Source organism: Acinetobacter sp. CAU_H_56, assembly GCF_058599425.1.
In genome coordinates, this window is sequence record NZ_CM178654.1 from 809,130 (window position 1) to 833,314 (window position 24,185).

Below are 24,185 nucleotides of genomic sequence, written 5' to 3' on the forward strand. Positions count from 1 at the left end.
ACGCTCACGTAAAGTAAAAGTACGATTGAACATTTCAGGACATAGTGAAAATAGGCTTATAGCAAAACAGTTTTATGCCAGGCATAAAACAGGGTGTACTGCTTTCGTCTTCTTTCATCCGGACTATACCGTCGGCTCTGGATTTGCACCAGATCTGCAGATCAATCGAAATTGACCGCTCGTGGGCTAATTCAGGAATAGAGATTTACTACTCTGAAATTACCACCGGTGGGGAATCTCACCCCGCCCTGAAGCGATGTAAGGCCATTATAGTCCTGATTTTTAAAAGATGGGATAGTTTGACCAGTCACGAATTTGCAAAATTTCAGATAAGCAAAACAGATTATCTGAATTACCACAGCCTTTTAGCAAAAAACTGGAAACATGTTATGTTGCTATTAAGAATAGAAATTAATCAATCATTCTGACAATGAAGAAAACCGAGCTGATCCATAATAATCCATTTTCTCCCTTGCTGTTTTGTGATGCAAAGGTTTTGCGTTATCTCAATATTTTGGGCGTTGCGCTGATTGCAGTCAGTTTGCTGTATTTAATTGCTGCGAACTGGTGGATGCTACCGAATCAGGTACAGCTAGCAATTCCAATGCTGGTTTTACTCTGTAGTGCAATAGCCAGCATTTACTTTAATCAGCGGGAATGGATCAGACAGAGTCTGGATACTGTATTTGGCCTGATGCTGGGCTTAAGTCTGGCTGTGATTGGGCAGATCTATCAGACTGGTGCGGATAGTTATCCGTTATTTCTGCTCTGGGCTGTATTGCTGTTGCCATGGCTATATCGACCCAATATCGGGGTTTTTGCCATGCTTTGTGTGGTCACTCAGCTGGCATTGTATTTTTACTTTAAGCAAAGTTTCTGGATGATACGGGCAGAAGGGTTGTATCTACTGACTTTGAATCTGTTGACAGCCATCAGTTTTGCCTTTGCCATACGTTATTACCCGTTGCTGCGATATCTGTTTATTGCATTCATTATCATGATTTCAATCAGCAGCATGATGCAGTTTATCCATCATTTTCAGCTGATCTATCTGGCTTCTTCAGTTGTTCTACCAGCAGGGGCTGCCTTATATTTTTATTACCAACGTCAGGCCCTGGAAACGAGTTTGTTGATTGCAGGCTTGGCTGCCAGTTTGAGCCTATGGCTGTTTGAACTGGTGGACGATCGGCTTACTAATTCAGCAGCTGGCTTATTTATCTTGGCAATGCTGGTCTTCGGCTGGTTTGCGCTGATCAGTTTTGCCCTAAAGAAAATTTTTCCACAAACCAAATTCTCCGTCATTCCTTTGGCACTCGGTGCATGGATTGCTGGAATTATTCTGGCAGTCTTATTGCTGACCTATTGGAAAGCGGTTTCAATTGTTTTAGGTCTCATTTTTATTGGTATCGCTTGGAAATTATTAAGTCAAAAGAATTCCATATTTCTACGTCAGTTTGCCTATTGTCTTTGGGTTTGCGGGCAAGCTGCGGTATTGATTCATACAGAACTGCTCACCGATAGTCTGTTTATAGTGTGGCTGTTGCAATTAATGATGCTGGCTCTGACTGTGATCAAACGGATGCACTGGTTCATTCTAACCTTACAGCTCTTGATAGCTCATGCTTTAGCAATTGTGGTTTTGGCATTAGAGAATTGCTTTAAGCATGATGATATTGTAATCACGCTTGCCCTAAGCTTGAACTATGTCATTTTTATCGGGCTAATTCTAACCGCTAGATATTGGCAGTCCTCAATTTATCAGAAAAGTATTCTGCTCTGGATCATTGCTATGCTGACAGGTTCAGCCGTGGTTCAATCTGTGACTGGATTAGAGCACTGGCAGGGCATCGGGCAGATCAGCCTTGACCACGTTCTGCTGTTTTATGTTCTTCCGAGCTTATTGTTGCTTGGTTTTATCTGGCAAAACTGGCAGCAATTTTCTGAAAAATTGCTCTGGCTGATTCCTGTATTTGGCATCTTACTCATTCAGTTGGGCTATTTTGAGATTTTTATTATTATGCTGCTTATGGCGTGGGCAGTGGTCTATCAGCAACGACTTATACAGGCACTTACCATTTTATTGCTGATCTTCTGGCTATGGATGCTGTATTACAATCTGGGCTTAAGCTTCCTATTAAAAAGCATCAGTATCTTTGCTTCAGGGATACTGGTCTTGTTGCTGGCCTATATTTTAAAGGGGTCAAAACTACAACATGAGCAAGGAGAAGCAAGATGAAAAAGTTTCTTCCTTCGCATCTGGCTATTTTCAGTATTGCCTTATTTTGTGGATTGATCGCGCAACATGAATGGCATCTTCGAGATAGCCAAAGTATTTATGTGGAGCTGGCACCAGTAGATCCGCGATCAATTCTGCAAGGCGATTATATGGCGCTGAATTATGATCTGCATTTTAGTGCACTAGCAGCGCAGAATAGATCAGAACAATCAGAACCTAAAATCAGTATTCAAGATTTTGAAAACCAGTCCCGTGTACTAAGCTATGTACAGCTTGATGAGCAAAGAAGAGTTGTCAAAACCAGTTTTAATCGAAGTGCGCTGGATCAGCCACGCTCAGCGCAACTAATCCTGAAAAATCCACGGAATACCTTTGAAGGCTTATATCCGGCTGCCAACAGTTTTATGTTCGCTGAGGGACTTGAGCCTTGTTATCGTAATGCTAAATTCGCCGAATTAAAGCTAAAAGAAAATGGAGAAACTTTGTTGGCCGACCTGGTAGATCAAAATCTTAAGTCCTTAAACTGTGAGAACCGAAAAAGCTGGTGGCAGGGGAGTTAGTTTTATTTTAATCAGCCCATAAAAAAGCCCGCGAGAAGCGAGCTTTTTAGAATCTTGTCGAACCAGCTTAGGCAACTTGTACCGGAATACAGTTTGCAGTGTGATTCACAGTGTTATCCGGATTTGCATAAACCAGACGTGGTTTATGAGCATTGGCTTCCGCTTCAGTGAAATCACCAAATGTTGCGATAATCACGATATCACCAACATCAGCTTGGTGCGCAGCACCACCATTCACAGAAATAATCCCTGAATTATCTTCACCACGAATGGCATAAGTAGTAAAACGCTTACCATTGGTCACGTTCCAAACATGAATTTCTTCGTATTCACGAATGCCAGCTAGATCCATCAAAACGCCATCAATTGCACATGAACCTTCATAGTGTAATTCTGCATGTGTAACAAAAGCGCGATGAATTTTGCATTTTAATAAACGAGATAGCATGGCTAGCGTCCCCTTAGTTGACCTAAGACTTTGATCTTATGGTTGAATCAATTTCTACGACACTGGATAAGTGGGTAGGCTTGCGCATTTTGCGCCTAAATGGCCAGCAAGGCAAGCGGAATTGTCCAGCAATTTATGAATGTTTAGTTCGGTTTATAAGCATTGATTTGATTCATTGCCTGTTGTACTTCACCGTTCACCAGCATTTTGGCGCGAGCAAGTGCATGCGCAATTGCATCGTCCATTAACTCTTGTTCACTGCTTGGTGCTTTACTCAGGACATGACCAGAAACACGGTCTTTAGAACCTGGGTGACCAATACCAATGCGTAGACGATGAAAGTTCGGACCGATATGCGGCACGATATCGCGTAAACCGTTATGTCCACCATGACCACCGCCAGTTTTCAGGCGAATAATGCCTGGATTCATATCCAGTTCATCATGGGCAATCAGGATTGATTCGGGTGCGATATTGTAGAATTTGGCGAAAGGAACAACACTTTTACCGGAAAGGTTCATGAATGTTGTAGGTAGAAGGAGACGGACGTCTTGACCTTCGATATTGCCGCGACCGCTGAATCCATTGAATTTAGGGTCTTTTTTAAGGCTAATGCCATATTGATCTGCAAGCCGTTCTACAAACCAGAAGCCTGCATTATGGCGGGTTTGAGCATACTCAGAACCTGGGTTGCCCAAACCTACAATCAGTGAAATATTTGACACTAATCTACACCATTAACACTTATGCGCGTTTGAAGTCAGCGTGCATTGGAGTGTTTTTAGCTGGGTGACGTTGTAAAGCTTGGATTTTAACGCTTTCAACTTTACCATCAACATCGATTTCGATTACTTCTTCGAAGAAAGCGTTGCTTTCTAGGAATTTAACAAGTTGACGAAGCTCAAGAGATACAGCTACAGGAGCAGCTTCACCACCATAAATGATAGCAGGTACTTTGTTTTGAAGACGAAGGCGGCGGCTCGCACCTTTCCCTTGAACTGCTTCATCACGTGCTACTGCATTTAATACGAAGTTTGCCATGATAGACATCCTATTTTAAGTTTAAGTAACTAGACTTGCGACCAGTCTAGTGAGTAAAAGCCCCGCCAAATGGCAGGGCTTTGGAAATTCAGCGCACTATTATAGATAAGAATCGAACATTGCGCTAATAGATTCTTCGTTGTTAATACGACGAATTGTTTCAGCAACCATACTTGCTACTGAAACTTGGCGAATCTTACCAAGTGCTAAAGCTTCTTCTGAAAGAGGAATGGTGTCAGTGACAACCAATTCGTCAATTACAGAATTTTTAAGATTTTCGAGTGCTTTACCAGACAATACTGGGTGAGTTGCATAAGCAACAACTTTGCGGGCACCGAAAGTTTTCAACGCATCAGCAGCTTTACAAAGCGTACCAGCAGTATCCACCATGTCATCAACGATCACACAGTCACGATCTTTCACATCACCAATCAAATGCATCACTTGTGATTCATTCGCTTTTTGACGACGTTTATCGATGATCGCCAGGTCGATATCACCCATCTGTTTCGCAACAGCACGAGCACGAACTACACCACCTACGTCAGGAGAAACAACCATCAGGTTATGATGCTGTTGTTGGCGTAAGTCAGCAAGCAGGGCTGGCGTACCGTAGATGTTGTCTACAGGAATATCGAAGAAACCTTGGATCTGGTCAGCGTGAAGGTCAATCATCACCACACGGTCAATACCTACAGTGGTCAGCATATCTGCAACAACTTTTGCAGTAATCGGCACACGGCTTGAACGGGGACGACGGTCTTGACGGGCATAACCGAAGTAAGGAATCACGGCAGTAATACGACCAGCACTTGCACGGCGTAACGCGTCAGCCATGACCAGGATTTCCATCAGGTTATCGTTGGTCGGTGCACAAGTAGGTTGTACGATGAATACGTCTTTACCACGAACATTTTCAGTGATCTCAACAGCGATTTCGCCATCAGAGAACTGGCCTACAGAGGCGGCGCCTAGAGGAATATGTAAGTGACTTACGACTTTTTGAGCGAATTGTGGATGCGCGGTTCCACTAAAAACGACAAGATTGGGCATGAAGCACCCTTGGCGGTTGGTATGTATGGAAGTAGATGGCAGGGGTAGCTGGATTCGAACCAACGGATGCCGAGATCAAAACCCGGTGCCTTACCACTTGGCGATACCCCTAATGCGGCAGAACTTTAATATTTTTGCGGTATTGTGTCAAGGTAAATTAACAGTCTTACAGCAAATGATGTTCTGTCTTTTTTCGAGAAAATGGCAGGGGCGGCTGGATTCGAACCAACGGATGCCGAGATCAAAACCCGGTGCCTTACCACTTGGCGACGCCCCTAGATTTGATGAACTGTAAGATGGCAGGGGTAGCTGGATTCGAACCAACGGATGCCGAGATCAAAACCCGGTGCCTTACCACTTGGCGATACCCCTAATACAGTACATCTACAGGTGAATAATGGCAGGGGTAGCTGGATTCGAACCAACGGATGCCGAGATCAAAACCCGGTGCCTTACCACTTGGCGATACCCCTATTGAACCTTGAAATGACGTAATGGCGATTCTTGCAGACTGTTCACCAGGTAAGATTTACATGGTGCATTCTCAAGAATGTCGGTCACATTCATATCATCAGTTACCTCGATAAAAACACAAGCACCTGTACCTGTAAGCTTTGCAACACCGAACTGGTCGAGATATTGCATTGCCTCATCGACTTCTGGATATAAGCTTCTTGCCACTGGCTCAAAGTTATTTCCGAAATCAGATGGCTTTATCTGATAGGCGCAAAATTTAGAGCTCTTCGTGTCTCTTGTCAACGTTTTTTGTGAAAAAAGCTGTTGAGTGCTGATAAAACAGTCAGGTTTTAACACAATGAACTGTTTTTGATCTAAGTCTATGAATGTTAAGTGTTCACCAATGCCTTCAGCCCAGGCATTGCGACCATGAACAAAAATGGGTACATCTGCGCCCAGCTTAACGCCGAGCTCTGCCAATTGCTCGGAATTTAAGCCACAATGCCATAATTGGTTCAGCACAATCAGGGTCGTTGCTGCATTGGATGAGCCGCCGCCAAGACCTGCACCCATAGGAATATTTTTCTCCAGTCGAATGATCAGACCAGAAGGCGTTTTGGCATAAGGCTGCAAAATCTGCGCTGCACGATAGATGAGATTCTGTTCCAGATCGACTGAGGACAAACCTTCAATCTGGATTTGCTGATCATCTGTTTGTTCAAACTCTAGCCAGTCACACAAATCTATCAACTGAAAAATACTTTGCAGCTCGTGATAACCATCCGGACGGCGACCGGTGATATGAAGAAACAAATTCAGTTTTGCAGGTGAGGGAACACGAATCATCATAGGCTTGCATCAGACCAGTTAACGGTTTTGAATCACCATTGTAATACGGTTTTCACCACCATTCTCAAGCGACTGCTTTAAAATCAAGCGGTTTGGAATAGTTGCCTGCTGGTTGTAACTGAGGTCTACCGTCCAGCCTTGTTCAATAATCTGGCTGATACGCTGTGAGCTGTCTTTCTGGATCTGGGCAGACTGTGTCGCAGGACGTGCCTGTACCCAATCGACTAAATGACTAATCGGGGCTTGCCAGCCAGTAGCACGTTGCAATAGTTCTTCTGCCGTTGCTGCCTTGATCAGACCGGTTTTGGCACTATTCAAAGTTACCTGGCCAGGAGTACCTGAAATCTGGGTTTTTCCAGCACCTAAGATACCAGTCAGTTCAATATCAAACTCTTCCTGCTGCTGAACCCAGGTAAAAAAGGCACTGCCGCTTTGCTGAGGTGTTCGTACCCCGATTTTACCTTGCAGCTGGAACTGGTTTTCAGCCTGTACCGATGGCGTGACAGGAGCTTTTTGCTGAACCATCTGCTGACAGCCACTCATGAGTAGGGCAGTAGAAGCAAGGAAACAGCAGCCTAAAGTACTTATGTTGCGCATAAAAGAATGGACTCGTTCAGGATTGTGGTGCTAACAATAGCGAATTAAGTTGGTTTAATTCTGGGTCATTTGGATGGTTTTGTTGTAATTGTTGTAACACTTGATGGAATTGTTGTAGATCGCCTTTCATATAAAGTGAACGTGCATAACGGACGCCTATTTTCGCACTTGGATTCAGTTCATAGGCTTTAAGCAGCACCTGGGCAGCCGTAGTAAAATCATTCTGCAGGTAACAGATGTAGCCATAAGTATCCAGAATAGAAGCCTGTTCTGGTGCGTATTCCAGTGCCTGTTCAGCATAGCGCCTTGCTTCATCCAGACGGCGATTTTGACGGGCCAGCGTATAGGCATAAGCATTCAGATAGGTTGGACTATTCGGCTCGATTTTAAGCAGGGTTTTTAACAGCTGATCCAGTTGATCACGATCTTCATGTGGATCTAGCAATAAAACTTGAGCATAGACTAACTCCGGATCATCCGGTAGGTTTATGCTGGCTTCTTCCAGAATTCGGATCGCTGCGTTCTTATTATTCATGCGTTTCAGAATATCCGCCTGAGCCAGATACAGGAAACTGGCATGTTGCGGATAATTGACCCGTTCCTGAGTCAGAAAGCGCAGCGCATCATGCAGTTTATCCTGCTCGGCAAAGATGGCAATGATATTGCGTCGTGAAACCGTATACAGGCTGCCATCCACCAGGCGGTAATATGCCTTGGCAGTTTCATAATGCTGTTTGCGTTCTGCATTGACTGCCAGATAGTAATAGGCTTCATTCTGGTACTGAGCTGAATAGCGGAGCTCAACCAGATATTTTTCGGCCCGTTCATATTGCTGCAGGTCAATACTGGTTAAGCCGGCAATAAACAGCGCTTCTTCATGTTGTGGTGATTTTTTCAGGATCGTTTCTAGTTTCTGTAAGGCCTTTTCAGCTTCATTCAGCTTGATCAGGTATTTAACCTCAGCCAGACGTATATCTATATTATTGCGATGTTTACGACTGGCTTTCTCGTACCATTTTAAAGTTTCCGCATCATCACCCAATGCCGCCAACAGATTGGCTTTCATCAGGATATAGCCAGTCGACTTTGGACGTTTTTTTAAGGCGCGGTTGATGGTATTGAGAGCCTGTTCTAGCTGACCTTTTTGTGCTTCCAGACCGGCGACCAGCACCAGAATCGAAGGATTGTCTTTGGCTTTGCTAGTACTTAGAGCCTGAATTAAATATTCACGGTCATCCGGCTCATCTGGGGCAATCCCGGCCAGAATTTCTTCCAGATCGGCGTTATCATCAATTTTCAGGATCTTTTCCAGCGTTTCTGCCGCCAGTTCGTACTCATGGGCTTTTAAGGCAATATGTGCCAGATAGAATAATGCCGGAACATCTTGCGGTTCCTGAACCACCCAATGGGTAGAAATATCCAGCGCTGCATTCAGGTCTTCATGTTCGAGGGCGATATTGAGTGCGCGCTGTTTAACCGCAGTGGAATTGCTTTTAATGGCCAGCACAGTATAGTTGTGTAAAGCATTTGGAATATCGCGATAGGCGAGTGCAAACTCGGCTATCATACTTTGTTTTATCGCATCATAATTTTGATTTGCATGGTAAACTGCTTCTGCTGCATAAAGATGAGCAGTTGAAGCCATGCTAACCACCAGCAAGAATGTGGTAGAATATTGCTTAATGGTAGGGCCGTTTATACGGCTAGTTGTTAGACGCAATTTTTCTTTATCCAAGTAATGCTTTTTATGACACCGATGTTGCACAATAGCATAAATTTAGTGAAATGATGACCTGATATGTCTTTCTTTGCATTGGGTGTCAACCATCAAACTGCCTCTGTAGAGCTGCGCGAAAAGATTGCTTTTAACCCTGAAAAGTTAAGCATTTTACTTGCCGAGCAAAGCCAGCACCCTGTACTGAATGATATGGTGGTGGTGTCTACATGTAACCGGACCGAAGTTTACGCGATGTCGGACAATGTCGACATGGTGCTGAACTGGCTCGCCCAGACCAATGGTATTGATCCCAAGCAATTGCAGAATCATGTTTATCGCTATGAGAATGCGCAAGCCGTTACTCATCTGATGCGTGTAGCCAGTGGTCTCGACTCCCTAATGCTCGGTGAACCGCAGATTCTGGGACAGGTCAAAACTGCACTCTCTCTTGCTAAAGAATCTAAAACCGTTTCACAAAACCTGAATCGTATCTTTGAATATGCCTTTTATGCGGCCAAGCGTGTGCGCTCGGAAACAGCAGTCGGCAGTCATGCAGTCTCAATGGGTTATGCAGTCGCACAATTAGCATTGCAAGTGTTTAGCCGACCAGAGCAGTTGACTGTGATGGTGGTAGCCGCCGGGGAAATGAATAGTCTGGTGGCCAAACATCTGGCAGAAATGGGCGTCGGAAAAATCATTATCTGTAACCGGACTCGTGCTCGTGCAGAGAATCTCGCGCAGGAAATCGCGCATCGTGCAGATGTAGAAATTATTGATTTTGATCAACTGGCAGCAAACCTGCATCGTGCAGATGTGATTTCCAGTTGTACCGGTAGTTTGCATCAAGTCATTCACTATCCGGATGTCAAAGCTGCCTTAAAGAAGCGCCGTTACCAGCAAATGCTGTTGGTCGATCTGGCCGTACCCCGTGATATTGATCCAAAAGTTGAAAAGCTGGATGGAGTTTATCTCTACGGCGTGGACGATTTGCAAAGCGTGATCGATGAAAACCTGGCACAGCGTCGTCAGGCAGCGGTCGAAGCGGAAGTAATGGTCAATCAACTGGCAACCGAGTTGATCACCCAGCAGAAGGTGAGCGAAGCGGGTAGTACGATTCATGCCTATCGGGATTATGGGGAAAGCTTACGTCAGGAAGAATTGGCGACCGCTATGCAACGTATCGCTAAAGGTGAAAGTGCTGAAACAGTATTAGCCGAATTTTCGCATCGTTTGACTCAAAAACTTCTGCATCCGACCTCAATCATGCTGCGTGAAGCTGCCAAAGCTGAAGATCCAAGCTATTTTGAAATGCTACAGAACAGTTTACAGGACGTGGTACAGCATCGCCGTAAGGTTAAACATTAAGATGATCTTGAGTTAATTTCCCGATATTTAAAAGGCGTTTAAAATAAACGCCTTTTTTATTTTCATGATTTTTAATCTTCGAGTAAGGTCATGGAACGTTTTTTATCAATTTCATAAATCCGCATCTTGAGATTTTTCATCTCCGCGATGCTACTAAACTTTTTCGATTTTAATTTGTGTTGTAAGCATTGATATTGCAGCTTGATTGAGAAGTCTGCCGCCAGTTTATCTGCCTGCTCAGGAGAAGAGGTGTAATCGCTGACATTGGCATGTTGCAGGATATGCTGTAACTCATGATGATGTGCAGCACAGGCACCAAGCACGTAATAGGTCGATAGTTCCGGATCATCCGGCAATTCATCGAAAATCACATTAAATATATTCAGGATCTTGAACAGCAATTGATCTTCACTGACCAATGCACGTAATGGTTCAAAATGAATATACAGGTAAGGGTGATTCAATAGAATCGCAATGACATACTCTTCGGCATCAATTTTGGTACTAAAGCTTAAAGATGCATCGTTATTGACTTTGGGTTGCCATTTGCGGCTAAAACCGAGTTTTTCCCGAAAGAACTGCTGTAGCAGATAACGGAATGAGCCAGCTTTGGGCAACAATTCGGTTAATTGACGCAGCTCACCCATGACCTGACTTTTACCTTCAGGCGTTGCAATGTCGTGATTCTGGGTAAGATGAGCAAAGACAAAGTCAGAGAGTAGCGGTGCCTGATCCAGCAGACGGCGGAAATTTTCAATGCCTTCACGACGGATCAGGGAGTCTGGATCATGATCATTCGGTAGGACAAAGAATTTTAACTCACGCCCATCGTTCAGTAAGGGTAGAGCAATTTCCAGAGTACGGCGTGCCGCTTTTTGTCCGGCAGCATCACCATCAAAGGCAATGGTGATTCGGTTATTCTGCTTGAACAGAATATTTAGGTGATCAGTATTACTTGCTGTTCCCAAAGTAGCTACTGCACCATGAATGCCATATTGCTGCAAGGCAATGACATCCATATAGCCTTCCACCATCAGCCAGTCTTGAGCTTTCTGCTTGCGACCTTCATACAGACCATACAATAACTGGTTTTTATGGAAAACTTCTGAATCGGGTGAGTTGATGTATTTCGGTTTGATCTCGTCATTCAGTGCACGACCACCAAAACCGACCACACGGCCTTTACTATCACGAATCGGGAAAATGACACGGTCACGGAGCAGGTCAAAATCCCGACCACTATCGCTAGTACGAATCAGACCTAAAAGTTTGAGACCTTCAATATCCTGCGGGAAGGCTTTTTCCAGATGTTGCCAGTCTTCCGGTGCATACCCGAGTCGCCAGTAGGTAATCGTTTCTGAGGTCAGACCACGCTGTTTAAAATATTGCTGGGCACTTGGACTATTGGGTAATTGGCGCTCATAAAACTGCGCGATATTTTCCAGCAGGTCGTATAAGTTGCCATCCGCTTGTGCTTCTGCTGCAGGCATCTGCTCAAAAGCGGCAAAAGGATCATCCGTATAAAATTCGGCTTCAGGTGCCTGAATTTCAGCAAATGGATCAAAATAAGCAGGTTGTTCGGATACTGGATTTGTAGATGTATCCGCAGTTTTTACTGGTGGCGTAGCAACCGGTTTTGGTTTGGCTTCGCGTTTGTATTTTAAGCGGTTGGAATCTTTATTGTCTTTAGGCAGTTCAATCCCGGTCTGGCTAGACAGGTCTTTCATCACTTCAATGAAATTGCGGCTGCCAATATCCATTAAAAAGCGGATGGCATTGCCGTTGGCCTGACAGCCAAAGCAGTGGAAATACTGCTTGTCACGATAGACGTGAAAAGAAGGAGATTTTTCCTGATGGAAAGGGCAACAACCCGAATAGGTACGGCCAGTTTTTTTTAGTTTCACGTATTGACCAATCACATCGACAATATCGGTGCGATCGAGAATCTGATCAATCGTATGCTGAGGAATGGCCATGGTTTGCTAAGCTTCTCGTGCTGCGTTATTTAGGTGTTAAATCATTGAAAATTAAGAGCAGGATGATTTATCCAACGCTATAAATGAATTAATTGGTATAACCTGTTTGCACAATTTGTTCAAGCATTGCTCAGAAAATGCAAAAGGGCAAGTATGATAACTTGCCCTTTGCAAAAATGCACCTGTAACAGTTGGCTTATTCAGCAGTCGGTTCAGGTAGCTCAGTTTCAGAGGTTTTTGGACGATCGAGTAAACCAAACGTCATGCGATTGGTTAGACTGCGTTTTTCTGCCTGTGGTTCAGCCGACTGGCTAGACGTATCGGTCACGGTTTTGGCTTCTTTACCGAAAATACCCAAAGTCGCACGATTGAAGAAACTGCCTTCACTACGTGCTGCACGCAGGTTCACGGTACCGTCGGCATTTACCAGACCTGGGTAGTTCAGTTTCAGCACTTCGATATATTGCTGTGCTGTCGCTTTGTCGCCCAGCTTGTCATAGCCGTAAGCAACGGTTGCCAGCGCTTCTGGAATCTGTGGCGTTTGTGGATAGTGTTCAATTACCCATAAGCCACGTTCAACAGCAGCCAGATATGCTTTACGCTTGATATTGAAACGGGCCGCACTCATTTCGCTTTCTGCCAGTTCCTGACCGATAAACTTCATACGCTGTGCAGCATCAACCGCATAGGTACTTGATGGATAGCGACGAATGAAATCAACAAAATTCTGGTAAGCGACTTTCAGGTAGCTTACATCACGGTGTGACTGTTTTAGTGAGGTATAACGTAGCAGGCCATTATAGTTCTGCTCCATATTCGCTACGCCACGGACATAGTAAGCATAGTCGACATTTGGATGTTGCGGATTCAGACGGATAAAGCGTTCTGCCAGTGCAACTGCACCTTCATAATCTTTTTGCTGGAATTTGACATATAGCAGTTCCAGTTGCGCCTGCGGTGCATACTGGCTGGTTGGATAATAGGTTTCCAGTGCTTCGAGCTGTTTTGCTGCATCAGTATATTGTTTGCGATCTAGCGCGTTCTGTGCTTTTTGGATATAAACCTGTTCGCTAGATTCTGGACCTTTGTCCACGACTTCTTTTTTTGGATTACTGCTACAGCCTACCATTGCCGATGCAATGCCTAACGTCACAGCAAGCATTGTCATTTTATAATGTGGTAGCGACATAAAAATTCCTCTGTTAATACGGGCAATGAGCTACAATTGCACTATTAAACCACTTTTGTCTGAATGAGCAAATGAGTCAAGCACAATCTTCCAATTCTAATATCCCTGATACTGATTTCAATTTACTTGAAGATTCTGAGGATGCAGATAACCATACTTCAGACGCAACTGCAACACGTTTATCGTTGCAATTTCAATTGGATGAAAGTTATATCGGGCAACGTATCGACCAGATTGCGGCCATGGTCTGGAGCGATTTTTCTCGAGAAAAGCTCAAACAATGGATCAAAGACGGCAATTTATTAGTGAATGGTCAACCAGTTAAGCCAAAATTTAAAAGTGACGGTTTTGAAACCCTGACTTTAAACGTTGAACTGGAGGCACAAACCCGTAGCCTGCCTGAAGATATTCCACTGGATATCGTCTATGAAGATGATGACATCATTGTCATTAACAAACCAGTGGGCATGGTGGTGCATCCGGGTGCAGGCAATATGACTGGTACACTGGTCAATGCTTTGCTGCATCACTATCCGAAATCTTCTGAACTGGCGCGTGCAGGTTTAGTACACCGGATTGATAAAGACACCAGTGGTCTATTGGTTGTTGCTAAAAATCTGGAAGCACAGTTTGCGCTTAGCAAGCAGCTTGAGAAAAAGACCGTCTACCGTGTGTATGACCTGATTGTGTATGGCAACATCATTGCCGGCGGTACCATTGATGAACCGATTAAACGCCATCCGGTTGATCGTGTGAAAATGGCAGTCCTGCCAGGCGGTAAGGAAGCGGTGACGCATTACAATGTGAAAGAGCGCTTCCAGCATTTCACCCGTATTCAGGCACGTCTGGAAACCGGCCGTACGCACCAGATTCGTGTGCATTTTAGTTACCTGGGCTATGGTCTGGTGGGTGATCAGGTCTATATGCCACGTGTGCGTATGCCAGCCGGTGCTTCGCAATTGCTAGATGACACCTTGCGTGGTTTTAAACGTCAGGCATTGCATGCAGCGACTCTAGGCCTGAAACATCCACGTACCAAAGAAGAAATGACCTTTAATGCGCCATGGCCAGAAGACTTTGCCAATCTGGTTGAAGTGCTGCGTAGCGAAAACAAGGCCTATTAATTTTTCATTCTATTAGCAGTCATTAAAAGGGAAGCGACATGCAATTTGTACAAGGTTTGCCTCAAGGCGTTTATGTGGGTCAGACCCGTGTTCATCATGAACAGGTACAGCCATCAGCCCAGCCAGAGCTGGCGGGCTTTAACCTGGCTTTGCATGTCAATGATGATGCTGCACGTGTACAGAAGCATCGCATCCAGCTGTTGAAAGACTTCCAGCCTTTTGGTGTGGACAAAATTACCTGGATGACACAGACGCATAGCACCATTTGTCATACCATCAATGAGCAGATGCCTTTCGAGGCATTGGTCGGCGATGGCCTGGTCACACAGCGCAAGGCCCATGCCCTGATGATGATGACAGCAGACTGCTTGCCGGTGGTGCTGGGTAATGCTGAAGGCACTGAAGTAGCCAATCTGCATGCTGGCTGGCGTGGGCTGGCAGGCGGTATCGTTGAAAATACCATTGCCGCGATGCAGACCCAGCCTACCTGGGCGTGGCTTGGTGCAGCGATCAGCCAGCCTTGTTTTGAAATTGGCGCAGAAGTAAGAGAAGCTTTCTGTTCCAAATATCCTGAACTGGACAGTGCATTTCAGGCAGGAGAACAGGCCGGAAAATACTATGCGGATCTGTATGCGATTGCGCGTTACATCTTGCAACAGCAGGGTGTTGAAACTGTTTTGGGTGGCGATCAGTGTTCATATCGTCAGGCGGAAGAATACTTTTCCTATCGCCGTGAAGCCAAAACCGGACGTATGGCAACATTCGTGTTTATGGCATGAAAATGTTAAACTTGATTGAAATTCTTGGTTTTTGATTGTTATGTCCCTATCTTCCCAATCTGTTGCGATTGTTTATCACAGTCCTTATGGACACACGGCTAAAGTGGCAAACTTCATTGCCGAAGGCGCACAAAAAACTGGTGTCCAAGTGCATATGATGAATGTGGAACAGGTGGATTGGGAGGTGCTGGACGCTGCCGATGCGATTGTATTTGGCTGTCCGACCTATATGGGTAGTCTGACTTCTGCCATGAAGTTATTTATGGAGCAGTCGTCCAAGCGCTGGCTGGCACGTAGCTGGCAAGGCAAGCTGGCAGCAGCCTTTACCAATGGTGGTGGCTTAAGTGGGGACAAACTCGCTGTTTTGCAGCAGATCAATCTGTTTGCGATGCAGCATGGCATGTTGTGGTCAGGTCTACCGTTGATGCCGACAGGTCGTTCCACTACAGATCTGAATCGCATGTCGAGCTTTCTGGGCCTTATGACCCAATCTGACAATGCACCTGTTGAAGTGACACCACCGGAAGGGGATTTGCAAACTGCGATCTGGTTTGGGGAATATATTGCCTTGACACTGGCGCGTCTGAATCTAAAAGCCTAATTTGATCCGTAAAAAAACCTCCATCAATTGGAGGTTTTTTTATTGCTGGTATTATTTATGAAAAATACGCGCTTTATCACGTTGCCAGTCACGGTCTTTTTCAGATGCACGTTTGTCGTGTAACTGTTTACCTTTTACCAACGCAATTTCCAGCTTGGCATGCGGGCCTTTCCAGTAACAGGCCAGTGGTACACAGGAATAACCTTTCTGGTTGATCGCGCCCATGAGTTTTTCAATTTCACGGCGTTTCAGTAGCAGTTTACGGGTACGCGTCGCTTCAGGGACAACATGGGTAGATGCACTCAGTAAAGGCTGAATCTGTGCGCCGAACAGGAAAGCCTCACCATTTTTAAAGGTGATATAGCTCTCCACAATACTCATACGACCGGCACGCAGGGATTTTACTTCCCAGCCTTGCAAGGAAAGTCCAGCTTCAAATTTTTCTTCAATAAAATAATCGTGACGGGCACGTTTGTTCAGAGCAATCGTTCCGCCGTTATTTTTTTTAACTACAGTTGCTTTCGCCATAATCAGACACTTCCAAAGTTGTAACTATTGTACCGTAACTTTTATTGAGTTGAAGTGTTTAAATTGATGGAGTTTCTTCACTAAAAAATGAAGATTTTGTTAAAATGGAAACTTACACAATAAACAGAGTACAAATGGATGACTAAAACTCGTGTAATTTATCCGGGAACTTTTGATCCGATCACCAATGGCCATATTGATTTGGTGACCCGCGCAGCAAAGATGTTTGATGAAGTTGTAGTTGCGATTGCAATCGGACATCACAAAAACCCGGTATTTAGTCTGGAAGAACGAGTTGAACTGGCCCAAACGTCATTAAGCCATTTGAACAATGTTGAATTTGTAGGATTTGATGGCCTGCTGGTGAACTTCTTCCGCGAGCAGAATGCGACAGCGGTATTGCGTGGTTTACGTGCAGTGTCCGATTTTGAGTATGAATTCCAGCTGGCCAATATGAACCGTCAACTGGATTCTCATTTTGAAGCGGTGTTTTTAACTCCTTCAGAGCAATATTCTTTTATTTCATCCACATTGGTGCGTGAAATTGCTCGTTTAAGAGGTGATGTGACCAAGTTTGTTCCGCCAAACGTGGTTGAAGCCTTTGAGCGTAAACTTCAACAAGGTTGGTAGAGTGTCTTTATATATCACCGATGAATGTATCAATTGTGATGTCTGTGAACCTGTCTGTCCGAATGAGGCAATTTTCATGGGTGAAGTCATCTATGAAATTAACCCGGACTTATGTACAGAATGCGTCGGGCATCACGACAAACCGCAGTGCCAGTTATTCTGCCCTGTGGACTGTATCCCGCTTGATCCGAACCATGCCGAGACGCGTGAGGAGCTTCAGGCCAAGTATGAAAAACTGACTGCTCAAAAAACATCAAGCAATTAGTCGCCAGATTTGGTACTATGCGGCTCGAAGTGAGCCAGACGATCGCTGCTGTGGAGATCTCCGTGATTGAAGCAGGGGAGGAAAGTCCGGGCTTCATAGGGCAAGGTGCCAGGTAACGCCTGGGCGGCGTGAGCCGACGGAAAGTGCAGCAGAGAGTAGACCGCCTTCATTATGGTTTCGAGCAATCGGAATCGGAGGTAAGGGTGAAAGGGTGCGGTAAGAGCGCACCGCATGACTGGTAACAGTTCATGGCATGGTAAACCCCACCGGAAGCAAGACCAAATAGGGATCCTTTAGGCATGGCCCATGCTGGATCCGGGTAGGTCGCTTGAGCGTATGAGTGATTGTACGCCTAGAGGAATGATCGTTCTCGACAGAACCCGGCTTATCGGCTCACTTCACCAAATTTTGATCAATCAGCACAATATGGGCTTGACGTTCTAAACAGAAAAACCCATAATGCGCGCACAGTTTAAGGCTATGTAGCTCAGTTGGTTAGAGCACCGCACTCATAATGCGGGGGTCACAAGTTCAAGTCTCGTCATAGCCACCATATTCTGAAAAAACCCACTCCGATTGAGTGGGTTTTTTTACGTCTGAATATTTTAGAATTAACGATAGATAAAGCGGCACATGCCAGCACGCAAGGCAAATGCACCGTGTATATATACGCCACCGAGCCAATACGGCACATTGAAAATGTCGCTATGACGATATTTTACCAATCCAAACTCTGCCAGTAGTCCTTCAAAGAACATCCCGCCAATTGCCAGTGTAATCGCAACAATGAGTAGCCATAAACGCTCATAACTGAACCCCCAGCGAATCAAAAAGCTGATATAGAAAATCCAGCACAGCGCCACAGGGTCAAAATTACCAAAGCCACTTAGGATATAAATAATGGCAAATAGTGTCAGCGCTTCGACCAGTGTCTGGGTGTTTTCATGGTGACAGCTTAAGGTAGAATTAATCCAATGCTTTAAGGTATCAGCTAACCAGAGATAAATGAATGCCATGCTGCAAAAGGCAATAAAGAATCCGGGAAATACCCACCATGCCTGACTGAAAAATTGTGAGTCTGGATAGCTTAAAGTTTGAGTATAGACATGAATGGCATCGCAAAGTGTTGCGACAATAGCAGCAAGTAGAGCTAGGATAAAAATGCCTGAATACTTTATTGTACGGGTCATGCCGTGTCCTGATTATTTTCTTTAGTTTCTAATTTGTTGAAGTTATAGATGAGTTGAAGTGGAAATACTATGGCTGAAAAATAGGGGTGAAGTTAGGAAATGATAAAAACAGTGTATTGAATGCTAAGTTATTTATATTGATCAGAAGAGTGATTTCAGTTTCAATAACGATATAAAATAATCCAAAAATAAATTATGAAAATTAAAAAAATAATTTTGCTCTTTTGGCTGGTGATTTTCAGCGTCCCTCTAAATGCAAATGAACCTGTCAAATCCCTGGTTTTTAAAGCTGTACACATTTCTCAAGCACAAATACAAAATATCTGTCAGCAGTTAAACCCAGCCTGCAAAAGTGAGGAGGTAATAGTGTGGTCAGTCCAGATGGGGGCGAATAAATATTATTATCTGATTGATCAAAAGTTAAGAATCGTTCAGGTCTCTAAAGAGCAGGGTGAATATAGAATAGATGATCATTGGAATTTAGCTAAATATCAGAAAGCTCATGCAGTTGAAGAAGATGAAATAGCTACAGAATTTATCCATCCAGCTTTATATCCGTTGAATCGGAATAATTATGCAGTCGCTTTGGTATCTAGTTTTTCAGCAAGCTATTCAGGTGGAGGACGAGGCGATCAAACCGCGCAGTTCATTCAATTATTACCTCAAGGAAAAACTTATCAGGTTCTTAAAGATATTCCTTTCTATTATTATGAACGGATTAAAGCATGTTTTAGTGAACAGGATTATAAAAAATATACTCACTGCCATGATGAACAATCCACCTTACTTTCGATCACTTACGAAGATATTGGAAAACCCTTTTATCAATGGAACTTAATTTATAGTGAAATAGATTGGCCTGCACATACGAATAGGAAAAGGGTACAAAAGAGGACAGTCACTGTTATTCCATCTCCTTAAGCGTTTCAAAACAGCGAATCAATGCTGCTATATCATCCGTCTGCAACTGTTCACGAATCTTTAAAAACTGCTTTTCATCTAAGTCATAGAGCTTTAGAGAAAGCAGTTTTTTTATGTCATCTTCAGGAAAGCGGTATTTAATAATTTTGGCTGGTACACCACCGACAACAGCATAAGGTGGTACATCTTTCGTTACTACAGCACCTGTGGCAACGACAGCACCTTCGCCAAGCATTACACCTTGCATAATCATGGCGCGTGAGCCAATCCAGCAACCATCGCCAATGACTGTGTCGCCAGCAGGCACAAAGCTACGTGTATCGAACGGAAAGGCTGAGATCCAATCCGTGCGGTGTAACTGGTTGCCACCCATCATAATCACGCATTCTGCACCAAAACAGACGAAATTCCCGATATAAAGCTGGTCAATCGGCTTCTCTGGTGTGGCTGGTTTGTCATGCAGATAACGCACCACACAGCGCTCAAAACCCTGATCCCAATAGGCTGAGTAATAACTGTAATTTCCCTTGATATGAATATTCGGATTCTTCACCGTTTTTGAGATGAATTCGAACTCGCACCAGTGGTTCACAGGGGAATTGATCAGTTTCTCAGACATAGAATGGCAAGGATTCGGAGGATGAAGGGATTATAGCAAAGTCCTCCTTTGAAAAAGGGGATTTAGGGGGATTCTAATACTTAGATGGGAATCTTTTAAAAATCGAAATTCATTATTATTGATGGGAGCCTTATTTAGTAGTAATCCCTCCCAACCTCCCTTTTAGAAAGGGAAGAGTACTAGAGGCTAAAAAACAAAAAACCCCTCATCTGAGGGGTCTTACAGCCTAAAATATCTATTTAAAATTAGATATATTCAACGCTTACGATTTCGTATTCAACTTCACCTTGTGGTGTCACGATTTTCACATCGTCGCCTTCGTTTTTACCCAGCAGGCCACGCGCGATCGGAGAGTTCACAGAGATCTTGTTGATCTTAAAGTCTGCTTCATCATCACCTACGATTTTGTAAGTTTTACGTTCCTCAGTGTCCAGATTTTCAATAGTCACAGTGACACCAAAAACTACACGACCGTTTTGCTCCAGTTCTTTAACATCAATCACCTGGCAAGCGCCCAGTTTACCTTCGATGTCCTGAATACGGCCTTCACAGAAACCTTGCTGCTCACGCGCAGCATGATATTCCGCGTTTTCTTTTAAATCCCCATGCTCACGTGCCTCTGCAATCGCTGCAGTAATACGTGGACGATCCACAGTTTTCAGTTGGTGTAATTCTTTCTCTAAGGCAAGTTTGCCTTCGGGAGTCATAGGATAACGTTGCATAGTTGTCCCTCAGTAATAAAAATGAAAGTCTATAAATGAAAAAAAGCCCGCCACCGAGAAGGTGGCGGGACTTCTCAGTAACGAATTAACCTACTGTTAAATCTTGCAAACGATATACATCCATTGGCAATTTAATTGCTAAAGCTTGGCATACAGCATCAGCACCATTCAGGGTAGTGGTATGGTATACCTTACCTTGAAGCGCAGAGCGACGGATCGAGAATGAATCCTGCTGAGCTTGTTTACCTTCAGTGGTATTGATAATGAGGTGAATTTCACCATTTTTCAAGCGGTCTACAATGTTTGGACGGCCTTCGGTTACTTTATTTACACGTTCACATTCAATACCTGCAGCTTTAATCACATCATATGTGCCGCCAGTCGCAAGAATCTTGAAGCCGAAGTCAGCAAGCTGCTTCGCAATACCTACCGCACGTGGTTTATCAGAATCACGGACAGAGATGAATGCATGCTTCACTTCACCTTCAGTTGGCAGACCTGGTAAACGATCGTTAGAGCCTAGGACAGCTTTGTAGAACGCTTCACCAAATGTTTTACCAACGCCCATCACTTCGCCTGTAGATTTCATCTCAGGGCCAAGGATCGGGTCAACACCAGGGAATTTGTTGAATGGGAATACTGCTTCTTTCACAGAGAAGTGAGCAGGGATAATCTCTTTGGTAAAGCCTTGAGATTCAAGAGATTGGCCAGCCATGCAACGTGCAGCCACTTTTGCTAAAGATTCGCCGATACATTTAGAAACGAACGGAACCGTACGAGAAGCACGAGGGTTCACTTCCAGAATGTAAACGTCATCGCCTTTCACTGCAAACTGAACGTTCATCAAGCCTACAACGCCAAGCTCTTTAGCCATAGCGATGGTTTGACGACGCATTTCGTTTTGCACGTCTTCAGACAATGAATATGGAGGAATCGAACATGCAGAGTCACCAGAGTGAATACCAGCTTGTTCAATGTGCTGCATGATACCGCCGATTACAACGTCTTTACCGTCAGATACGCAGTCCACGTCAACTTCGATGGCATCGTCAAGGAAGTGATCCAGAAGAACAGGCGCTTCGTTAGATGCTTGTACAGCATCACGTAAGTAGCGTTTCAATTCTTCGTCGTTGTATACGATTTCCATCGCACGACCACCAAGTACATAAGAAGGACGTACCACTAATGGGTAGCCAACTTTCGCTGCTTCAGCCATACCTTCTTCAGCAGATTTTACGATGCTGTTGTTCGGTTGGCGAAGTTGCAGACGTTGAATCATTTGTTGGAAACGTTCACGGTCTTCTGCACGGTCAATCGCGTCTGGAGATGTACCGATAATTGGCGCACCAGCTTCTTCCAAAGCACGAGCCAGTTTCAGCGGAGTCTGACCGCCGTACTGCACGATAATACCTTTAGGTTTTTCAGTACGTACGATTTCAAGAACGTCTTCAAGTGTAATCGGTTCAAAGTACAGACGGTCTGAAGTGTCATAGTCAGTTGAAACTGTTTCAGGGTTACAGTTCACCATGATGGTTTCATAACCGTCATCACGCATTGCCAAAGCAGCATGTACACAGCAGTAATCGAATTCGATACCTTGACCGATACGGTTAGGACCACCACCAATGACCATGATTTTGTCACGGTTGGACGGATTAGATTCACACTCTTCGTCATAAGTTGAGTACATATAAGCAGTATCAGATTCGAATTCTGCTGCACATGTATCCACACGTTTGTAGACTGGAGTTACACCCAGGTTCCAACGGTGCTTACGGAATTGTTTTTGTGAAATACCCATCAGGTTGGCAATACGGTGGTCAGATAAACCTTTACGTTTAAATGAGCGGATATTGTCAGCGTTAAGATCACCAAAACCTAAAGATTTGATTTGTTCTTCAGTTTTAACGATGTCTTCGATCTGAATCAGGAACCAGCGGTCGATGTTGGTTGCCGCAAATACTTCATCAAGCGTGAAACCGTGACGGAATGCATCAGCCACGTACCAGATACGTTCTGGACCAGGAACTTTAAGTTCTTGAAGAATCTTCTCGCGTGCACCTTCAGTACCCACTTCGATTTTTTCATCAAAACCAGTTGCGCCAACTTCAAGACCGCGAAGTGCTTTGTTTACAGATTCCTGGAAGTTACGGCCAATCGCCATGACTTCACCTACAGATTTCATCTGTGTAGTTAGTGTTGCATCCGCTTGCGGGAATTTTTCGAAGTTGAAACGTGGAATCTTGGTAACAACGTAGTCAATTGCCGGTTCGAACGATGCTGGAGTTGTACCGCCAGTGATGTCGTTTTTCAGTTCATCAAGGGTATAACCAACAGCCAGTTTCGCTGCGATTTTTGCAATCGGGAAACCAGTCGCTTTAGATGCCAGTGCAGATGAACGCGATACACGCGGGTTCATCTCGATGATCACCATACGGCCATCTTTCGGGTTGATACCGAACTGAACGTTAGAACCACCCGTTTCAACACCGATTTCACGAAGAACCGCTAAAGATGCATTACGCATCAACTGGTATTCTTTATCAGTCAGTGTTTGTGCAGGCGCAACAGTGATTGAGTCACCGGTGTGTACGCCCATTGGGTCGAAGTTTTCGATCGCACATACAATGATACAGTTGTCATTTTTGTCACGAACAACTTCCATCTCGTACTCTTTCCAGCCAATCAGTGATTCATCGATCAGTAACTGGTGAGTAGGAGAGAGGTCGAAACCGCGTTCACAGATTTCCAGGAATTCTTCACGGTTGTAAGCAATACCACCGCCTGAACCACCCATGGTAAATGATGGACGGATAATCACAGGGAAGCCGAAGCGCGCTTGAATCTCAAGTGCTTCTTCCATAGATTCAGCAATAGCCGCTTTTGGACACTCCAGACCAATTTTACGCATTGCTTCGTCAAACAGTTTACGGTCTTCTGCTTTTTCGATCGCTTCTTTGGTCGCGCCAATCAGTTCAACATTGAATTTTTCAAGAATACCGTTGGCATCCAGTGCAAGGGCACAGTTCAGTGCAGTCTGGCCACCCATCGTCGGAAGGACAGCATCTGGACGTTCTTTTTCAATGATTGCTGCAACAGTCTGCCAGGTAATCGGTTCGATATACGTCGCATCTGCCATTGCAGGGTCGGTCATAATGGTCGCTGGGTTAGAGTTCACCAGAATAACGCGGTAGCCTTCTTCACGAAGCGCTTTACATGCTTGAGCACCTGAGTAGTCAAACTCACATGCTTGACCGATGACGATCGGACCAGCACCAATGATCAAGATGCTTTTAATGTCAGTACGTTTAGCCATGAT

23 protein-coding genes, 5 tRNA genes, 1 other RNA gene and 1 riboswitch are annotated in these 24,185 nt (G+C 44.5%); of the genes, 11 read left to right on the forward strand and 18 right to left on the reverse strand.

Going from position 1 to position 24,185, the window contains the following annotated elements; genetic code table 11:
• Positions 1-102: 102 nt before the first annotated feature.
• A riboswitch (FMN riboswitch) is annotated at positions 103-259 on the reverse strand.
• A 171-nt stretch (positions 260-430) separates the two neighbouring features.
• Both AC4MCC_RS04000 and AC4MCC_RS04005 read left to right on the forward strand, forming a co-directional pair.
• The gene (locus AC4MCC_RS04000) at positions 431-2,236 is read left to right on the forward strand and encodes a DUF2157 domain-containing protein (RefSeq protein ID WP_491885707.1); all 1,806 of its coding nucleotides are present in this window, start codon (positions 431-433) and stop codon (positions 2,234-2,236) included.
• A complete protein-coding gene (locus tag AC4MCC_RS04005) occupies positions 2,233-2,796 on the forward strand; it encodes a GDYXXLXY domain-containing protein (protein WP_419374772.1) in 564 nt (187 codons plus the stop codon). Before AC4MCC_RS04000 ends, AC4MCC_RS04005 begins: the two co-directional genes overlap by 4 nt.
• Positions 2,797-2,863: 67 nt before the next feature.
• Here AC4MCC_RS04005 and panD read toward each other — a convergent pair whose 3' ends face one another.
• From panD to AC4MCC_RS04060, 11 genes are all read right to left on the reverse strand, one after another.
• A complete protein-coding gene (panD, locus tag AC4MCC_RS04010; RefSeq protein ID WP_004784844.1) occupies positions 2,864-3,244 on the reverse strand; it encodes an aspartate 1-decarboxylase in 381 nt (126 codons plus the stop codon).
• A 143-nt stretch (positions 3,245-3,387) separates the two neighbouring features.
• Complete coding sequence (gene pth, locus AC4MCC_RS04015) at positions 3,388-3,969, reverse strand: aminoacyl-tRNA hydrolase (protein WP_005236857.1); 582 nt, start codon at positions 3,967-3,969, stop codon at positions 3,388-3,390.
• A gap of 19 nt (positions 3,970-3,988) precedes the next feature.
• A complete protein-coding gene (gene rplY / locus AC4MCC_RS04020) occupies positions 3,989-4,285 on the reverse strand; it encodes a 50S ribosomal protein L25 (protein WP_067730790.1) in 297 nt (98 codons plus the stop codon).
• Between the two features lie 99 nt (positions 4,286-4,384).
• Positions 4,385-5,338, reverse strand: a complete 954-nt coding sequence (locus AC4MCC_RS04025; RefSeq protein WP_004784839.1) for a ribose-phosphate pyrophosphokinase — start codon at positions 5,336-5,338, stop codon at positions 4,385-4,387.
• 36 nt (positions 5,339-5,374) lie between these two features.
• Positions 5,375-5,449, reverse strand: a tRNA-Gln gene (locus AC4MCC_RS04030).
• 91 nt (positions 5,450-5,540) lie between these two features.
• Positions 5,541-5,615 (reverse strand) — tRNA-Gln (locus AC4MCC_RS04035).
• A 20-nt stretch (positions 5,616-5,635) separates the two neighbouring features.
• Positions 5,636-5,710 (reverse strand) — tRNA-Gln (locus AC4MCC_RS04040).
• A gap of 26 nt (positions 5,711-5,736) precedes the next feature.
• Positions 5,737-5,811 (reverse strand) — tRNA-Gln (locus tag AC4MCC_RS04045).
• On the reverse strand, positions 5,810-6,640 hold the full coding sequence (gene ispE / locus AC4MCC_RS04050; protein WP_125278289.1) for a 4-(cytidine 5'-diphospho)-2-C-methyl-D-erythritol kinase: 831 nt from the start codon (positions 6,638-6,640) through the stop codon (positions 5,810-5,812). The genes AC4MCC_RS04045 and ispE overlap by 2 nt, the downstream gene beginning before the upstream one ends.
• A 21-nt stretch (positions 6,641-6,661) precedes the next feature.
• Entirely contained in the window at positions 6,662-7,240 is a 579-nt protein-coding gene (gene lolB, locus AC4MCC_RS04055) for a lipoprotein insertase outer membrane protein LolB (RefSeq protein ID WP_491885708.1), read from the reverse strand.
• A gap of 16 nt (positions 7,241-7,256) precedes the next feature.
• Complete coding sequence (locus AC4MCC_RS04060) at positions 7,257-8,960, reverse strand: tetratricopeptide repeat protein (RefSeq protein ID WP_491885709.1); 1,704 nt, start codon at positions 8,958-8,960, stop codon at positions 7,257-7,259.
• 78 nt (positions 8,961-9,038) lie between these two features.
• On the opposite strand from AC4MCC_RS04060, the gene hemA reads away from it, so the two are divergent.
• Positions 9,039-10,322 carry a glutamyl-tRNA reductase gene (gene hemA / locus AC4MCC_RS04065; RefSeq protein WP_491885710.1) on the forward strand — a complete coding sequence of 428 codons (1,284 nt, stop codon included), beginning with the start codon at positions 9,039-9,041 and terminating at the stop codon, positions 10,320-10,322.
• 71 nt (positions 10,323-10,393) lie between these two features.
• Here hemA and AC4MCC_RS04070 read toward each other — a convergent pair whose 3' ends face one another.
• Both AC4MCC_RS04070 and AC4MCC_RS04075 read right to left on the reverse strand, forming a co-directional pair.
• Positions 10,394-12,298 carry a DNA primase gene (locus AC4MCC_RS04070; protein WP_312316921.1) on the reverse strand — a complete coding sequence of 635 codons (1,905 nt, stop codon included), beginning with the start codon at positions 12,296-12,298 and terminating at the stop codon, positions 10,394-10,396.
• A gap of 196 nt (positions 12,299-12,494) precedes the next feature.
• Positions 12,495-13,487, reverse strand: coding sequence for an outer membrane protein assembly factor BamD (locus tag AC4MCC_RS04075; protein ID WP_491885711.1), 993 nt, complete (start codon positions 13,485-13,487; stop codon positions 12,495-12,497).
• Between the two features lie 71 nt (positions 13,488-13,558).
• Here AC4MCC_RS04075 and rluD point away from each other — a divergent pair, with 71 nt between their 5' ends.
• From rluD to AC4MCC_RS04090, 3 genes are read left to right on the forward strand one after another with little or no spacing between them, the layout of a single operon-like run.
• Positions 13,559-14,611: a 23S rRNA pseudouridine(1911/1915/1917) synthase RluD gene (rluD, locus tag AC4MCC_RS04080; RefSeq protein WP_004784827.1), complete on the forward strand. Its 1,053-nt coding sequence runs from the start codon at positions 13,559-13,561 to the stop codon at positions 14,609-14,611.
• Positions 14,612-14,649: 38 nt separating this feature from the next.
• Positions 14,650-15,390 carry a peptidoglycan editing factor PgeF gene (pgeF, locus tag AC4MCC_RS04085; protein ID WP_491885712.1) on the forward strand — a complete coding sequence of 247 codons (741 nt, stop codon included), beginning with the start codon at positions 14,650-14,652 and terminating at the stop codon, positions 15,388-15,390.
• 40 nt (positions 15,391-15,430) lie between these two features.
• Positions 15,431-15,991: a flavodoxin family protein gene (locus AC4MCC_RS04090; RefSeq protein WP_005236845.1), complete on the forward strand. Its 561-nt coding sequence runs from the start codon at positions 15,431-15,433 to the stop codon at positions 15,989-15,991.
• A 51-nt stretch (positions 15,992-16,042) separates the two neighbouring features.
• Here AC4MCC_RS04090 and smpB read toward each other — a convergent pair whose 3' ends face one another.
• On the reverse strand, positions 16,043-16,519 hold the full coding sequence (smpB, locus tag AC4MCC_RS04095) for an SsrA-binding protein SmpB (RefSeq protein ID WP_004784822.1): 477 nt from the start codon (positions 16,517-16,519) through the stop codon (positions 16,043-16,045).
• A 138-nt stretch (positions 16,520-16,657) separates the two neighbouring features.
• Between smpB and coaD the strand changes: the two genes are divergently transcribed.
• The 4 genes from coaD (at position 16,658) to AC4MCC_RS04115 (ending at position 17,967) form a co-directional block, all read left to right on the forward strand.
• Positions 16,658-17,149, forward strand: a complete 492-nt coding sequence (gene coaD / locus AC4MCC_RS04100) for a pantetheine-phosphate adenylyltransferase (RefSeq protein ID WP_004784820.1) — start codon at positions 16,658-16,660, stop codon at positions 17,147-17,149.
• 1 nt (position 17,150) lies between these two features.
• On the forward strand, positions 17,151-17,414 hold the full coding sequence (locus AC4MCC_RS04105; protein WP_008305083.1) for a YfhL family 4Fe-4S dicluster ferredoxin: 264 nt from the start codon (positions 17,151-17,153) through the stop codon (positions 17,412-17,414).
• 26 nt (positions 17,415-17,440) lie between these two features.
• Positions 17,441-17,818, forward strand: an RNA gene (rnpB, locus tag AC4MCC_RS04110) — RNase P RNA component class A.
• Positions 17,819-17,890: 72 nt separating this feature from the next.
• Positions 17,891-17,967 (forward strand) — tRNA-Met (locus AC4MCC_RS04115).
• Positions 17,968-18,025: 58 nt separating this feature from the next.
• Here AC4MCC_RS04115 and AC4MCC_RS04120 read toward each other — a convergent pair.
• Positions 18,026-18,604 carry a hypothetical protein gene (locus tag AC4MCC_RS04120; RefSeq protein ID WP_491885713.1) on the reverse strand — a complete coding sequence of 193 codons (579 nt, stop codon included), beginning with the start codon at positions 18,602-18,604 and terminating at the stop codon, positions 18,026-18,028.
• Between the two features lie 195 nt (positions 18,605-18,799).
• Between AC4MCC_RS04120 and AC4MCC_RS04125 the strand changes: the two genes are divergently transcribed.
• A complete protein-coding gene (locus tag AC4MCC_RS04125; protein WP_419374777.1) occupies positions 18,800-19,525 on the forward strand; it encodes a hypothetical protein in 726 nt (241 codons plus the stop codon).
• Here the strand turns inward: AC4MCC_RS04125 and AC4MCC_RS04130 are convergent.
• From AC4MCC_RS04130 to carB, 3 genes are all read right to left on the reverse strand, one after another.
• The gene (locus AC4MCC_RS04130; protein ID WP_491885714.1) at positions 19,509-20,144 is read right to left on the reverse strand and encodes a CatB-related O-acetyltransferase; all 636 of its coding nucleotides are present in this window, start codon (positions 20,142-20,144) and stop codon (positions 19,509-19,511) included. The two genes, AC4MCC_RS04125 and AC4MCC_RS04130, sit on opposite strands and share 17 nt — an antisense overlap.
• Positions 20,145-20,389: 245 nt before the next feature.
• Complete coding sequence (gene greA / locus AC4MCC_RS04135) at positions 20,390-20,866, reverse strand: transcription elongation factor GreA (RefSeq protein ID WP_005236827.1); 477 nt, start codon at positions 20,864-20,866, stop codon at positions 20,390-20,392.
• A gap of 85 nt (positions 20,867-20,951) precedes the next feature.
• A complete protein-coding gene (gene carB / locus AC4MCC_RS04140; protein ID WP_491885715.1) occupies positions 20,952-24,182 on the reverse strand; it encodes a carbamoyl-phosphate synthase large subunit in 3,231 nt (1,076 codons plus the stop codon).
• Between the last annotated feature and the right edge of the window lie 3 nt (positions 24,183-24,185).